Origin of the sequence: Anaerocolumna jejuensis DSM 15929, from assembly GCF_900142215.1 — a bacterium.
GTDB classification, from domain to species: domain Bacteria; phylum Bacillota; class Clostridia; order Lachnospirales; family Lachnospiraceae; genus Anaerocolumna; species Anaerocolumna jejuensis.
Genome location: NZ_FRAC01000006.1, coordinates 647,680 through 662,084, shown reverse-complemented (window position 1 = coordinate 662,084; position 14,405 = coordinate 647,680). Strand labels below are relative to the sequence as shown.

Below are 14,405 nucleotides of genomic sequence, written 5' to 3'. Positions count from 1 at the left end.
ATGAAACATGAAAAAAGTATTGGAAAATAAATGGTACATAGCCTTACTATGTGCCCCGGCGCTTATCTTATTTGCTGTATTTGTCATCTATCCCTTATGCAACATTGTAATCATGTCATTTCAAAATACGGATGGGCTCTCGCCTGCAGTTTTTGCGAGACTTGACAATTATAAAAGGATATTAAAGGACAGGGCCTTTCTAAAAGCGAACTGGTCTTCCCTGGGATTAAGTGCTTTGGCGGTGCTTTGCAATGCTGTATTGGGTATTGGTGTAGCCATACTTTTATGCACTTTAGGAAAAAGAACGCAAAAAGTCTTAAGAAGTGCTTTTTTAATCCCATTGGTCCTTTCCATTTCTGTCATTTCCCAGCTCTGGCTGACAGTTTATCATGCTGATTGGGGATTATTAAACAGCTTCCTTGAAAATGCTGGCCTTGGCTTTTTAAAGCACCAATGGCTCAGTAATCCCAAAACCGCTATGATATGCATTGCCATTGTAGGCATGTGGTGGTCCTTTGGCATGGATTTATTATTGGCCTATTCCGGAATCAAATCCATTCCGGAAAGCTATTACGAGGCGGCTCAGATAGATGGAGCCAATTTCCTGCACGTTACAAAAAGCATTACACTTCCCTTGTTAAAGGATGTGGCGAAGGTATGTTTTATCATATCTGCAACAGGAGGACTTTATACCTTTCCGCAGGTCTTTATTATGACAGGAGGCGGGCCGGGAGATATGACCCAGACTGTTATGATGTACATGTACAGACAGGCCTTTTCTAACCAGCGGTATGGTGTGGCCGCAGCGGTAGCAGTCCTGGCGATTGCGGAAACCTTTATACTGATAACTGTAATTAACAAGGTATTTGGGGAACGGAAAGAGAAAAAAAGAAAGGAAGTGATATCCCTGTGAGAATACAGAATAAGTGGATAAGGGGCCTCATTACAGTTATATTTATCATTTTTGCATTCACTTCCGTGTATCCATTGTTTTGGATGTTCATTAATTCCTTTAAAGATACCGATGTCATAATGACAGGAGATTCCTTCCGGTTACCGGAGGTCTGGAAATACCGGAATTATACCGACGCCATATTTGAGAGGCAGATTCCTAAGTTTTTTCTGAACAGTGTAGTGGTAACTGCCTGTACTCTGGTACTTACCATCATAGTATCCACGATGCTGGCCTATGCTTTAACCAGAATGCGTTGGAAGCTTTCAGGAAAAATCAATAATCTTATAATGCTCGGAATTTTACTGCCCTCCCAAATTGTTATCGTACCAATCTTTATCATGCTTCGCCAGATGCATTTAATTAACAATCCGGTTTCCCTGATACTTACCATATCAGCTTTTAATATTGCAATGTCCACTATTATGGCTTCCAGTTTTATGAAAGGAATTCCCTTTGAAATGGAAGAAGCGGCCGTAATGGACGGAGCGGGTCTGTTCACGATCCTTTTTCGTATCATAATGCCTTTAATAAAACCGGCAATAGCAAGTATGAGCATTAATATCTTTATTAACAGCTGGAATGAATTTATCTATGCATTGGTTCTTATAACAGGGGAGAAATACCGAACCCTTCCCATTGCACTAATGAATTATTCTTCCGGCAAATATGGAACAGATTATGGCGGAATGTTTGCGGCAATGGTAATAACAAGCATTCTTCCCATTCTCCTCTTTTTATTTTTCAGTAATGAGGTAGAAAAGACATTATCGGCAGGCGCAATCTTAAAATAGGAAAGGAGGTAGAAAATGCCTATTACATATGGGACTTATCTTGATAAGGTATATGGAGGATGGTTCGGAAAATGCCTTGGAGGAGCGGCAGGAGCACCTGTTGAAGGGATAAAAGAAATAATAGATATAAAAGATTTTAAAGAAATCATGAATACGGAGCTTCCCAATGATGATTTGGATCTGCAGCTTCTATGGCTTGAGGTGCTGCAGAAAAAAGGACCTGGCATAAAGGGAGAAGACCTGGCAGATGCCTGGTATCATCAGTGCTGGTATCCGTTCAGTGAATATGGTTATTTCTTAAAGAACTATGAAAGGGGTATTAAGCCGCCCCTTTCCGGGAGCTTTAACAATTCGTTTTTTTATGAAGGGATGGGCTGCCCTATCCGTTCTGAAATATGGGGATTTATATCACCGGGAAAGCCGGATAGGGCAGCAGAGTATGCCGCTATGGATGCCAGGCTGGACCACGGAGAAAATGCTGTCTTTGGAGAGGTGTTTTTAGCGGTAATAGAAAGTATGGCGTTTTATGAACAGGATTTAAGAAGCTTAATAGAAGAAGGATTGCGAAGAATTCCTTTCGGCTCAAAGCTTTACCGCTGCATCCAAATGGTAGTAAGCTGCTATGATACAAAGCTTTCCTATTTAGAAACCAGAGAAAAAATTCTGACGTATTTTGGACATCCTGATTTTACGAATTGTATTCAAAATATTGGATTTATAGTACTTGCCCTTCTATACGGGGATAGGAATATGGAAAAAACAATCCAGATAGCATTAAGCTGCGGATATGATACCGATTGTACCTGTGCGTCGGCAGCAGCGGTATTGGGGGTCATTTTAGGATACAGTAATATTGAGGACAGGCTGCTAAATCTGGTACAGGATAAACTTGTTATTGGAATTGACGTGAAACGAAAGGATAACAGGATAAAGACCCTTGCAGAAGAGACAGTACAAATTGGCCTTTCCATACAAGCCCAAAAAGAAGCAGGAGTTATCACAAGTATCCCGGATAAGGTGTCTCTTATTAGCTGGGAGGCTCCAGGAGACATAGAGATAAAGGTTGGATATGAGGAAATACCTGCTGTCTCGGCAGGCGGTGAATGCTATTTCACCATTCAGGTAACAAATCATAGGACTGCGGATTGGAAAGGTAAATTGCAGTTGGATAATCTGCCCTCCGGCTGGAAGGCGGACCTTATAAGTGCGGACATTACGGTAGAGGCGGATAAAAACATTATACTGCATAATAGAATAGCATTAGATGCTGAATACAATAGAATAAAAGATAAAAACATTATTGATATTAAATTAACGGAAAAAGGGAAGGAAGAAAGCAAAATCATCCAGTTTGGCATATGCGGTATGCTTCCGGTAAAAATACATGGTATTTTTACCGAGCAGCTTAAAAAGCAGGCAAATCCGGCTCACCCTTCCCCGCATCCTGAGGGCTGTGTATTGCCTTCAGTTGAGTGCATGTGTAATAATGAGGTCAGCCTTACCAGGGAATATCTGGAGGAAAATCTGCTGTTGGAGGAAGAATATCCATATATGGATATTCTTCATGCCCCGGAAGATAAACTTGATTTTGACAGGAAATACTCTGCGGAAGGGCCAGTGTGCTATTACTGCTCCTTTGATATCTGGTCCGATGAAAAAAGGAAGGTATGGTTGGTAGTTGGGAATAGTGACGGATTCAAAATATGGCTGGATAAAGAACTGGTATTGGAAAAAGATGAAATGCGTTACTGGACTCCCAATAATAATTCTGAAATAATAGAATTAAAGGAAGGCAGGAACAGATTTGTTCTGAAATTGCTGCGAAGAGGAAAGTATATGGATTTTTCTGTTGGCTTTCGGAAATTTGAAGGGAAGCATTATCATACGCAGAAGTGGATTACCGACCTGACTTTTTTACGGTAAATATTCTATTTTGTAGCTTATGGGGAAAAGGCAGGAGAATTTGATAGCAGGGTAGTTAAGAAAAGCAGTTCCACAGGGATTATGGTGGAGCTGCTTTTTCCCATAGCAGAGGGGAGGAAGCGGCAGAAAAAATCACAGGAATATCCTCTGCAAACCTGCCGTTTTCTTCCTTTTTTTATTTACATTTTTTTTAGAAAGCCTTATAGAAAATCACATTGATTTTTATACACAAACATGCTACAATGTAAGCCGATTATGTAATAGAAAGGTTGTGATGTTAGGGTTGGAGAAAAAGCTGACATTGTATGGCTTTAACAACCTCACAAAAACACTTAGCTTCAACATCTATGATGTTTGCTATGCAAAAAGTGAGAGAGAGCAAAAGGATTATATTGCTTACATTGATGAACAGTATAATTCCGAAAGATTAACAAAAATCTTATGTGATGTAACAGAGATGATTGGAGCTCATATATTGAATATCTCAAAGCAGGATTATGATCCGCAGGGTGCTTCTGTAAATATTTTAATTGCAGAGGGAGACCTTTCCGTGGAGCATATTGACGAATCCTGCAACCAGGGGAAATACACCGAGCATTTAAGAGAGACAGTGCATGGGCATCTGGATAAAAGTCATGTTACAGTGCATACTTTTCCGGAGTATCATCCTGATAACTCCATATCCACTTTTCGTGTAGATATTGATGTGTCTACCTGCGGCGAAATATCACCGCTGAACGCGCTGGATTATCTGATAGGGAGTTTCGACTCGGATATTATTACCATTGATTACAGAGTCAGAGGCTTTACCAGAGATGTTGAAGGCAAAAAATATTATATCGATCATGATATAACTTCCATACAGGATTATATCGATGATGTGACACTGACCAAATATGATGCCATTGATGTGAATGTATACCAGTCAAATATTTTTCACACCAAGATGCTCATTAAAGAAATAGAACTGCAGAATTATCTGTTCAATCTGGATGTGTATGAGTTGCCGCCAAAGCAAAGGCTTGAAATTACCAGCAACCTGCGCAAAGAGATGATAGAGATATTCAGCGGTATGAATATATATTAGTGGAGAGGAGGGAAGTCGGGTAAATACATCCCAACTGGGTAAATACTTTCCGACGAAATAATGAACTTACTCCTTCAGCAAAAAGCGCCTATTTTTGAGGCGCTTAAGAAGCATAAAGGGAACAGGGTAGTACCCTTTGACGTTCCCGGCCATAAAGGCGGAAGAGGTAACAAGGAGCTCACGGAATTCTTAGGTGAGAACTGTATGAAGGTGGATGTAAATTCTATGAAGCCTTTGGACAACCTTTGCCATCCTACTTCCGTTATCCGCGAAGCAGAGCAGATTGCAGCCGATGCTTTTGGGGCGGAGGCCGCCTTTTTTATTGTAAACGGAACGACTGCAGCAGTACAGGGCATGATCATGTCTGTCTGTAAGGCAGGGGACAAGGTCATCATGCCAAGAAATGTCCACCGCAGTGCGATTAATGCACTGGTAGTCTGCGGAGCAGTACCCGTATATGTTAATCCCGGCGTCAATAAGGACCTTGGAATCCCTCTGGGCATGTCCCTTGAAGAGGTAAAGAAGGCAATCCTTGCGAATCCGGAAGCAAAAGCAATCCTTGTGAATAATCCTACCTACTACGGCGTATGCTCTGACCTCAGGGGGATTGTATCCTTTGCCCATGAGCACAATGTAAAGGTGCTGGTGGACGAAGCCCACGGAACACATTTTTACTTTGGAGAAAATATGCCCGTATCTGCCATGGCAGCAGGTGCGGATATGGCGGCTGTCAGCATGCATAAGACAGGCGGTTCCCTGACCCAAAGCTCATTTCTGCTGTGCGGGGAAGGAGTGAATCCTCACCATGTAAGACAGGTGCTAAACCTGACCCAGACCACCAGCGGCTCCTATCTTTTACTGGTATCTCTTGATATCGCCAGAAAGAACCTGAGCCTTAACGGAAAAGAGCTTTTTGCAAAAACCGTGGAATATGCGGATTATGCCAGAAGTGAAATCAATAAGCTTGGAGGCTATTATGCCTTTGGAAATGAGCTGATTGACTATGATTGCATCTTTGACTTTGACCCCACAAAGCTCTCTGTCCACACCAGAGAGGTAGGACTGGCGGGGATTGAAGTTTACGACCTGTTAAGAGATGAATACGGAATCCAGATTGAGTTTGGAGATATCAGCAATTTTCTTGCCATTATCTCAGCCGGGGACAGAGCCATGGAAATTGAACGTTTGATTGCTTCCTTATCTGAGATTAAGAGGCTTTACGGTAAGGCTGACAATTCCGGAATGTTTGACCATGAATATATTAATCCGGAGGTAGTTGTTGCACCTCAGCAGGCTTTTTACAGTGAAAAACAATCCCTTCCGATAAAACAATCCGTCGGCCATATATGCGGAGAGTTTGTTATGTGCTATCCGCCGGGGATTCCCATTCTGGCACCCGGAGAGAGGATTACGGAGGATATCGTTAATTATATACTTTATGCCAAAGAAAAGGGCTGTCTTTTGACCGGTACAGAGGATATGGCAGTTAACAATATCAATATCGTGGAGGTGTAGGAATGGAATTATGGTATACGGAAAACCATACGGAGGAAGCACGTTTCTCCATTAAGATTGACAAGCAGCTGGTAAGCCTGCAAAGTGATTTCCAGAGGATTGATATTTTTGAATCGGGAGAATTCGGACGGATTCTTACTCTTGACGGCTATCTGATGGTTACGGAAAAGGATGAATTTATCTACCATGATATGATTACCCATGTGCCCATGGCAGTAAACCCTTCCATCAGCAAGGTGCTGGTAATCGGTGCCGGTGACGGCGGAACTATAAGAGAGCTTCTTCGCTATCCGAATATAGAGCATATTGATATGGTGGAAATAGACGAAGAGGTAGTAAGGGTATGCAAGGAATTCCTGCCTCAAACGGCCTGCGGACTTTCTGACCCGAAGGTTCATCTGTACTTTGAAGACGGACTTCGGTATGTCAGAGGAAAAGTGGGGGAATATGACCTGATACTTGTGGATTCCACGGACCCCTTTGGTCCGGGAGAAGGGTTATTTACAAAGGAATTCTATGGTAACTGCTATAGGGCTCTAAAGGAAGACGGAATCCTGGTGAACCAGCATGAGAGCATGTATTATTCCTCTTATGCGGCCTCTATGACAAGGGCTCATAAACGGATCCAGGATACTTTTCCGATTGCCAGGGTCTATCAGGCTCATATACCGACTTACCCTTCAGGACACTGGTTATTCGGCTTCGCTTCCAAAAAATATGACCCAATTAAGGATTTAAAGGCGGAAGCCTGGAATAAATTAGGGCTTAAAACCAGATATTATAATACAGAGCTGCATTTGGGTTCCTTTGCCATCCCCAATTATATCAAAGAACAGTTGGAAGAATTGGTGTAAAAAGCTGATAAGTAAAAAGCTGATAAGTAAAGCTGATTAAGTAAAAAGCTGATAAGTAAAAAACTGATAAGTACAAAGCTAATAAGTAAAAAGCTGATAAATAAAGCTAATAAATAAAAGCAGATAAATTAATAACTTAATACTCATAAGCAGATAAAATAAATTCTAAGTGAACGTAAAATAATACAATAACAGTCAGCCAAGAACACAAAGGAGGTCTTACTATGTCAAAAGCATTAATCATCGGTGCCGGAGGAGTTGCCGGAGTAGTAATTCATAAATGCTGCCAGAATCCTGAGGTATTTACGGAAATTTTAATAGCAAGCAGAACTGTTTCCAAATGCGATGCTTACAAGGAAAATGTAGAAAAAGAGCAGGGAAGCAATCCACTTTACGGAAAGGATACCTTTACGAAAATCAGTACTGCCAGGGTGGATGCCGATAATACGGAAGAGCTGATAGAATTAATTAACGGTTTTCAGCCGGATATTGTAATTAATGTTGCACTGCCTTACCAGGATCTTACCATTATGGACGCCTGCCTTGCAACAAAAACCGATTATCTGGACACAGCTAATTATGAGCCCCTTGATACCGCTAAATTTGAGTATAAGTGGCAGTGGGCTTACAGAGAGAAGTTTGAAAAAGCCGGAATCACGGCAGTTCTTGGCAGTGGCTTTGATCCCGGTGTAACAGGCGTGTTCTCAGCCTACGCCATGAAGCATGAATTTGATGAAATCCATCAGATAGATATCCTGGATGCAAATGCAGGGGATCACGGATACCCCTTTGCCACCAACTTTAATCCGGAAATTAATATCCGTGAGGTAACGGCTAACGGAAGTTATTTTGAAAACGGCAGCTTCATTGAGACAGAGCCTATGTCTATTAAGAGGGTATATGATTTCCCCGTAATCGGCGAAAAAGATATGTATCTGCTGCATCATGAGGAAATGGAATCCCTTGCGCTTAATATCAAGGGTATCAGGAAAATCCGCTTCTTTATGACCTTTTCCGAAAGATACCTTACACACTTAAGAGTACTGGAAAATGTGGGTATGACCTCTATTGAACCGATTGAATTTGAAGGGAAACAGATTGTGCCTTTACAGTTTTTAAAAGCCGTTCTTCCGGACCCTGCTTCCTTAGGACCAAGGACCAAGGGAAAAACCAATATCGGCTGTATCTTCCAGGGCATAAAGGATGGCAAGGAAAAGAAATATTATTTATACAATGTCTGCGACCATGAGGAATGCTACAAAGAAGTAGGTTCCCAGGCAATTTCCTATACTACTGGTGTGCCTGCCATGATTGGTGCCATGATGGTATTAAAAGGATTATGGAAGAAGCCCGGTGTATATAACGTGGAGGAATTTGATCCCGACCCTTTCATGGAGGAATTGAACCGCTGCGGACTTCCCTGGAAGGAATCCTTTGCGCCAAAGCTAGTGGACTAATGGAGGAGAAGAAAATGAAAGGTGTGATAAACTTTGATCCGAAGAGCTTAAAGACACCGGTTTACATTATGGACGAGTCTCTTCTGAAAAAAAATCTTGAAACGTTAAAATACGTTATTGATAAAACAGGCTGTAAGATATTACTTGCCCAAAAGGCCTTTTCCATGTTCTCCGTGTATCCCCTTATCGGAAAGTTTCTGCAGGGTACCACTGCCAGTTCCCTTTATGAGGCAAAGCTTGGCAGAGAAGAAATGGAAGGGGAGGTTCATATTTTCTCTCCGGCTTACAAAGAGGAGGAAATGGGAGAAATCCTGTCCCTCTGTGACCATATCGTTTTTAATTCCTTTTCCCAGTGGGGAAGATATAAGGACATGGTGAAGGAGAGCAGCAGAAACATTTCCTGCGGTATCCGTATCAATCCGGAATATTCGGAGATTGATACGGATCTGTATAACCCCTGCTTTAACGGCTCCCGCATGGGAGTAACTCTGGACCAGTTTAAGCCTGAGGAGTTAGAGGAGATTGACGGCTTGCATTTTCATACCATGTGTGAACAGAATTCCGATGTGCTAAAACGCACTTTGGAAGTAGTGGATAAGAAATTCGGACAGTATATGGCTGGTATGAAATGGGTGAATTTCGGAGGCGGCCATCACATTACCAGGGCAGATTATAACCTTGATACCCTGATTGAATGTATACTCTTTATCAAGAATAAATATCAGGTTGAGGTGTATCTGGAACCGGGGGAGGCAGTAGCATTGAATACGGGCTTCCTGGCTGCAAGGGTTCTGGATACCCTGCACAATGGCATGGATCTGGCCATACTGGATACCTCCGCGGCCTGCCATATGCCCGATGTTCTGGAGATGCCTTACAGACCGGAGGTAATCGGTGCCGGAAAACCGGGAGAGTATGCTTATACATACCGCCTGGGAGGACCTACCTGCTTATCCGGTGATATCATTGGGGACTACTCCTTTCAGGAACCTCTAAAACCGGGAGATGTCCTGGTGTTCTGTGATATGGGGCATTATACCATGGTTAAGAACAATACCTTTAACGGTATGGGGCTGCCTTCAATAGCCCTTTGGAGCCAGGAAAAGGGAACACAGATTATAAAAGAATTCGGTTATGAAGATTTTAAAATGAGATTATCATGAGTGTTACAGTTCAGCCTTCCTTGGATTTAAGTCTTTGGGAACGGACGCTGGTTTCTGATTCCATTCATTCATTTTCTGGTTCGCGGTTCCAATTCCACTAAAATGACTGAACGGAACAAGAAACCATCTGTACTTTACCTTAAAATTTCCGAGAATAAATGTTCAAGGCTAAATTGTAATTCATGAGGTAATAATATTTATTAGTGTAATGGGACTGCCTATTTTGTGACGGTCCATATTATTTTCTTTTGGGCATGGGAGCTCTTTTTCACTTTTTTACTTACTATTTGAGAACGTTCGCAAGCAAACTTGCAGTATTATACATGAGTGTTGATTATCAATTCTTCTTTTCTGTTATATAAATTCTTAAATTTCAGTCAAAAAAAAAATAAATCCTGTTATGATAAACAGTTTTCCTATTATAGAATCTGCTTCAGGTGTCAAAAATTAACCACAGCTTCCGTTTATGTATATTTGGAGTACTAAAATGCAGCAGCAAAACGATTTTTGCGGAACTAAGTGTATTTTTATACTTCAAATATACATTTAATAAACATGATGCATGGCATTTTGACCGCCGAATCAAATTTAGAACTTAAAGCAAACAACCTGATAACCAACATGGATTGCTGGCTTTAACAAGTAATATCTGTATATTTAAAGTGAAAAATGTATAATAATACTGTCTTATTTCATGAAATATCTGTATATCTATACAAAATGTCAATTTATAATTGACATTGTCGAAAAACATGATAGAATAAACCTAACCAAAAATCATATAAAACATATGTGAATAGTATGAAATAGGAGGCATTCCATGGACAGCATTGAATTACGCATTATTCATACAATTGATGAGAACAGGGAAAAGATTATTGAATTTGCAAGAGATGTATATTCCCATCCGGAGCTTGGATACAAGGAATTCCGCACTTCTGCAAAAGTAAAGGAAATCCTTGAGGGAATCTGTGAAAGAACAGAAGACAAGCTGGCAGTTACCGGCGTGAAAGGCTACCTGAAAAAGGAAGAGCAGGAGATTAACCTGGCATTGATAGGGGAACTGGATGCTGTGGTATCTCCCTATCATCCTTATGCAGATAAGGAGACCGGAGCCTGTCATGCCTGCGGCCATCATGCACAATTGGCAGGAATTATCGGCGCTGCCATTGCCCTGTCTGATGAAAGGGTAAAGGCTGCTCTTGACGGCAATGTTACCTTTTTTGCCGTTCCGGCAGAAGAATACGGAGAAATTGAATTTAAGCAGGGATTAAAGGCTCAGGGAATTATCCGCTATGGTGGAGGAAAGAGTGAGCTGATACGTATCGGGGCCTTTGAAGACGTGGACATTTCCGTGGTTCACCACATTACCAGTGATCCGGTTGACATCACAGTAGGAGGTGCCAAATCCAACGGCTTTGTGTCAAAGCTTATCCGGTATACCGGAAGGGACAGCCATGCTGCCGCAGCACCCCACAAGGGGATTAATGCTTTAAATGCCGCAAGTCTTGGACTCAGTGCCTTAGCTTACCACCGGGAGACCTTTCAGGACAGTGATTCTGTCAGAATACATCCCATCATAACAAAAGGTGGCTCCCTGGTGAATGTGGTTCCTGGTGAAACTGTTGTGGAAACACTGGTGCGGGCAAGAACCATTGAAGCAATCGAAGATGCGGCTGCAAAAACCGACAGAAGCTTTTCATCCGGCGCCTATGCTTTAGGGGCGAAGATAGAGATAGAGACAGCTCCCGGTTACCTTCCGGTCATCCCTCTTCCGGCCGATGAGGATATGTTTGAGGCAGCAAAGGGCATATTGCCGGAGGGAAGGGTTATAAAGGTGCCGGAAAGTGCTTTTATGACAGCTTCCACAGACGTAGGGGATTTGACCCATATACAGCCGGTATTGCAATTTCAGACCGGAGGGGCGGAGGGAGAGCTTCACTCCGATAAATTCCGGGTATTTGATGAAGAATTGTCCTATATCAATACGGCAAAGATAATGGCGCTTACAGCCTATAAATTATTGAAGGACGGAGCAGCTAAGGCAAGAAAAATGAAACAGGATTATCAGCCGAGGTTTTCACGGGAAGAATATATCGCCTATATGGACCGGTTGGAAAATACATTTGAAAGGGATTTTGCAGATGAGCGATGAAAGGATTGAAAGAAAAGAAGCAGTTGAGGCAGTAAGAGTAGCTTCCAGGCATTTTGCAGACCTTTATTTCTATTTTGTTAAGGCTCTGGTAGAAGATCTGGGAGAGGAAAAAGCAAAGGAAATCGTACAAAAGGTGCTTTTTGAACGCTCCATCGAGAGAGCAAAGCGAATGGAGGATAAGGCAGAAAAACTGGAAAAGGAAAAGGTGCCGGAAAATATCTTTTGCCTTACGGATGTACCTTTTCTTGGATGGGTTAAGGAGCTTGGTGTGAATCACTGTCCCTATGGGGAGGCGTGGCTGAGCAGGTACCAGGAGCATCCCTGGTTCCGTGAATTTGCAGCATTTTACTGCGATGTGACGGATACTTCCGTAGCCGAGCTGTTCACCAGGAGCTATTCTCATAAACTGACGAAGAATGTAGTTCTTGGGGATGAAAGCTGTGAGAGAATCTATTACAAGGATGAAAAAGTAGCATCGGGAGAATATACCTATGGGAAAAAAGAAGATTGATAAGCCGATACTGGCCGGACAGATAGTACTGATTATTGCCTTATTTGCAGCAATGGAATACACGGTATCAAAGGGAATCATAAACGGACTTTTCCTGGCCTCTCCCTCCCAGATGGCAAAGGAGCTGGTTAAGATGATAGAGCAGAAACTCATCTTAAAGCACACGCTGGCCACTCTTTGGGAATTTGCCGCCGGCTATCTGTTATCCGTTGTAACGGGAATACTCACCGGCGTGCTGTTTGTGGCATTTCCCAGGCTGAACCGCTTTTTGTCTCCTTTTCTGTCAGCCCTTATGGCAATACCAAAGGTTGCAATTTTTCCTTTACTGATTATCTGGTTTGGAATCGGCTTTACCAATAAGGTGGTTATGATATTTTTATTCTGTTATTTTACCATATTTGTAAATACCAGAAGCGGAGCGGAACAGACCTCCGATAACCATATCAAGGTGGCAAGGATATTTAAGGCAAGCAAGGCTCAGACCATTTGGAAGGTGCTGCTTCCCTCCGCTATACCAACGATATTCGCAGGGCTTAAGGTCACGGCAGCCACAGGCATTACAGGTGTTATATTTGCAGAAATGCAGGCTTCCCAGGAGGGGTTGGGCTATCTGCTAAAGGACGCTTCCTCCCTTTACAACACACCGAGAATTTTCGTTGTAATTATCTGGGTAACAATTCTTTCGGTTATACTGGTTGAGATTGTGGGTCTGATTGAAAAGAACCTGTTCATGAAATGGGCAAAGAGGTAATTTAAGAAGAGAAACTTAGGAAAAACTCAAAGGAATTCTCAAATACACTCAATAAGTGTAAGGTTGAAAGAAAATAGAAGAATGAAAGGTGCCATGTTGATTCTTTCAACCGTTTATAATGGCAGTACCGTAACAAGCATGCGGTATATAACGGGTATAATTATGAAAAAAATGAAAAAATTCACAGCTCTTGCGTTAACAGTTATTCTGGCTCTGGGAGCTCTTACTGCCTGCGGCAGCACTGGCAATTCCGGTAATGAAAAAGATGCATCTGTCACACCTAGCGCAGCTGCAGAAGCGGAAAGCACAAAAGAGCCGACGGCTGAAGCTGCGGCAGATCCCACCGAAGCTGCAACACAGGACCTGGTACATGTCCGCTTCAGCGCCTTTAACGGTATTACCAGTGCAGGCCTGCGCTATGGTTTGGAAAAAGGTATTTTTAAAAAGGCCGGCGTTGACCTGGAACTTGTTGAGGTGGATGATAAAATCGCTGCCCTTGCCTCCAATTCCACCGATATGGCAGATGTGAATACTTCCCAGGCAATCGTTGCCGCTCACTCGGGAGCTGCTTTTAAATTAGTTTCCTCTATGTTCCGTACCAAGGGTGCATTTCATCTGATTGCAAATCCTTCCATTAAATCCATTGCAGACTTAAAAGGCAAAAAAATTGGAATTGCTATCAAAGGCTCAGGGTTGGAGCTTACGGTACTGGAAATCCTGGACCAGAATGGCATTAAACCGGGAGATGTGACATTGATAGCAAACGGTGCTTATCAGCAGGCCTATGCAAGCCTTGTTGCCGGACAGGTAGATGCTACGGTTATTCATGAACCCTTTGTAACAATCGGCGAAAAGGAAGGAAAAGCAAAGCTTCTGGCCTTGGGCTGGGATTATGTGCCGGATCTTAATACCGGTGTTATCGTCGCAGGTGATAAGATAATTTCTGAAAATCCCGATGCTGTGAAAAAGGTAATCCAGGGCTATGTTGATTCCTATAATTATGCGAAAGAAAACTGGGAGGATTATATCAAGTGGAGCGCCAAGTATCTGAATCTGGATGAAGAGGTGGTCAGAAGCGCTTATGAAAGAGAAGATGTAATCTGGAAGAATGATCCGAACATTGACCTGGATTCCATTAATAAAACACAGGAACTTCAGAAAAAATGGGGCTTCCAGGATGAGGTATTTGACGTGACACCTTATGTAGATTTGAGTTTTCTTCCCAACAAATAAACAGGAGATG

General features: G+C 42.3%; 12 protein-coding genes. All 12 read left to right on the top strand.

Going from position 1 to position 14,405, the window contains the following annotated elements:
- Window positions 1-7 precede the first annotated feature (7 nt).
- The 12 genes from BUB77_RS02975 (at window position 8) to BUB77_RS02920 (ending at window position 14,395) form a co-directional block, all read left to right on the top strand.
- Entirely contained in the window at window positions 8-913 is a 906-nt protein-coding gene (locus BUB77_RS02975; RefSeq protein ID WP_073272734.1) for a carbohydrate ABC transporter permease, read from the top strand.
- On the top strand, window positions 910-1,746 hold the full coding sequence (locus BUB77_RS02970; protein WP_073272733.1) for a carbohydrate ABC transporter permease: 837 nt from the start codon (window positions 910-912) through the stop codon (window positions 1,744-1,746). The genes BUB77_RS02975 and BUB77_RS02970 overlap by 4 nt, the downstream gene beginning before the upstream one ends.
- A 15-nt stretch (window positions 1,747-1,761) precedes the next feature.
- Window positions 1,762-3,669, top strand: coding sequence for an ADP-ribosylglycohydrolase family protein (locus BUB77_RS02965; RefSeq protein ID WP_073272731.1), 1,908 nt, complete (start codon window positions 1,762-1,764; stop codon window positions 3,667-3,669).
- Between the two features lie 283 nt (window positions 3,670-3,952).
- The gene (gene speD, locus BUB77_RS02960) at window positions 3,953-4,756 is read left to right on the top strand and encodes an adenosylmethionine decarboxylase (RefSeq protein WP_334293039.1); all 804 of its coding nucleotides are present in this window, start codon (window positions 3,953-3,955) and stop codon (window positions 4,754-4,756) included.
- Window positions 4,757-4,816: 60 nt separating this feature from the next.
- Window positions 4,817-6,271 carry an aminotransferase class I/II-fold pyridoxal phosphate-dependent enzyme gene (locus BUB77_RS02955; RefSeq protein WP_073272726.1) on the top strand — a complete coding sequence of 485 codons (1,455 nt, stop codon included), beginning with the start codon at window positions 4,817-4,819 and terminating at the stop codon, window positions 6,269-6,271.
- Window positions 6,272-6,273: 2 nt separating this feature from the next.
- Window positions 6,274-7,125, top strand: a complete 852-nt coding sequence (gene speE / locus BUB77_RS02950; RefSeq protein ID WP_073272725.1) for a polyamine aminopropyltransferase — start codon at window positions 6,274-6,276, stop codon at window positions 7,123-7,125.
- A 224-nt stretch (window positions 7,126-7,349) separates the two neighbouring features.
- Window positions 7,350-8,582, top strand: coding sequence for a saccharopine dehydrogenase family protein (locus BUB77_RS02945; RefSeq protein WP_073272723.1), 1,233 nt, complete (start codon window positions 7,350-7,352; stop codon window positions 8,580-8,582).
- A gap of 14 nt (window positions 8,583-8,596) precedes the next feature.
- On the top strand, window positions 8,597-9,745 hold the full coding sequence (nspC, locus tag BUB77_RS02940) for a carboxynorspermidine decarboxylase (protein ID WP_073272992.1): 1,149 nt from the start codon (window positions 8,597-8,599) through the stop codon (window positions 9,743-9,745).
- A gap of 820 nt (window positions 9,746-10,565) precedes the next feature.
- A complete protein-coding gene (locus BUB77_RS02935) occupies window positions 10,566-11,900 on the top strand; it encodes an amidohydrolase (protein ID WP_073272721.1) in 1,335 nt (444 codons plus the stop codon).
- Window positions 11,890-12,411 carry an L-2-amino-thiazoline-4-carboxylic acid hydrolase gene (locus BUB77_RS02930; RefSeq protein WP_073272718.1) on the top strand — a complete coding sequence of 174 codons (522 nt, stop codon included), beginning with the start codon at window positions 11,890-11,892 and terminating at the stop codon, window positions 12,409-12,411. The genes BUB77_RS02935 and BUB77_RS02930 overlap by 11 nt, the downstream gene beginning before the upstream one ends.
- A complete protein-coding gene (locus tag BUB77_RS02925; RefSeq protein ID WP_073272716.1) occupies window positions 12,392-13,162 on the top strand; it encodes an ABC transporter permease in 771 nt (256 codons plus the stop codon). Before BUB77_RS02930 ends, BUB77_RS02925 begins: the two co-directional genes overlap by 20 nt.
- 162 nt (window positions 13,163-13,324) lie before the next feature.
- The gene (locus BUB77_RS02920; protein WP_170866563.1) at window positions 13,325-14,395 is read left to right on the top strand and encodes an ABC transporter substrate-binding protein; all 1,071 of its coding nucleotides are present in this window, start codon (window positions 13,325-13,327) and stop codon (window positions 14,393-14,395) included.
- The last annotated feature ends 10 nt before the right edge of the window (window positions 14,396-14,405 follow it).

Excerpts from the sequence above, each read along its gene's own strand:
- BUB77_RS02920 (WP_170866563.1), top strand. The coding sequence starts at position 13,325 with ATGAAAAAAATGAAAAAATTCACAGCTCTTGCGTTAACAGTTATTCTG.
- BUB77_RS02975 (WP_073272734.1), top strand. The coding sequence starts at position 8 with ATGAAAAAAGTATTGGAAAATAAATGGTACATAGCCTTACTATGTGCC.
- BUB77_RS02955 (WP_073272726.1), top strand. The coding sequence starts at position 4,817 with ATGAACTTACTCCTTCAGCAAAAAGCGCCTATTTTTGAGGCGCTTAAG.
- nspC (WP_073272992.1), top strand. The coding sequence starts at position 8,597 with ATGAAAGGTGTGATAAACTTTGATCCGAAGAGCTTAAAGACACCGGTT.
- BUB77_RS02925 (WP_073272716.1), top strand. The coding sequence starts at position 12,392 with ATGGGAAAAAAGAAGATTGATAAGCCGATACTGGCCGGACAGATAGTA.
- BUB77_RS02935 (WP_073272721.1), top strand. The coding sequence starts at position 10,566 with ATGGACAGCATTGAATTACGCATTATTCATACAATTGATGAGAACAGG.
- BUB77_RS02945 (WP_073272723.1), top strand. The coding sequence starts at position 7,350 with ATGTCAAAAGCATTAATCATCGGTGCCGGAGGAGTTGCCGGAGTAGTA.
- BUB77_RS02965 (WP_073272731.1), top strand. The coding sequence starts at position 1,762 with ATGCCTATTACATATGGGACTTATCTTGATAAGGTATATGGAGGATGG.
- BUB77_RS02930 (WP_073272718.1), top strand. The coding sequence starts at position 11,890 with ATGAGCGATGAAAGGATTGAAAGAAAAGAAGCAGTTGAGGCAGTAAGA.
- speE (WP_073272725.1), top strand. The coding sequence starts at position 6,274 with ATGGAATTATGGTATACGGAAAACCATACGGAGGAAGCACGTTTCTCC.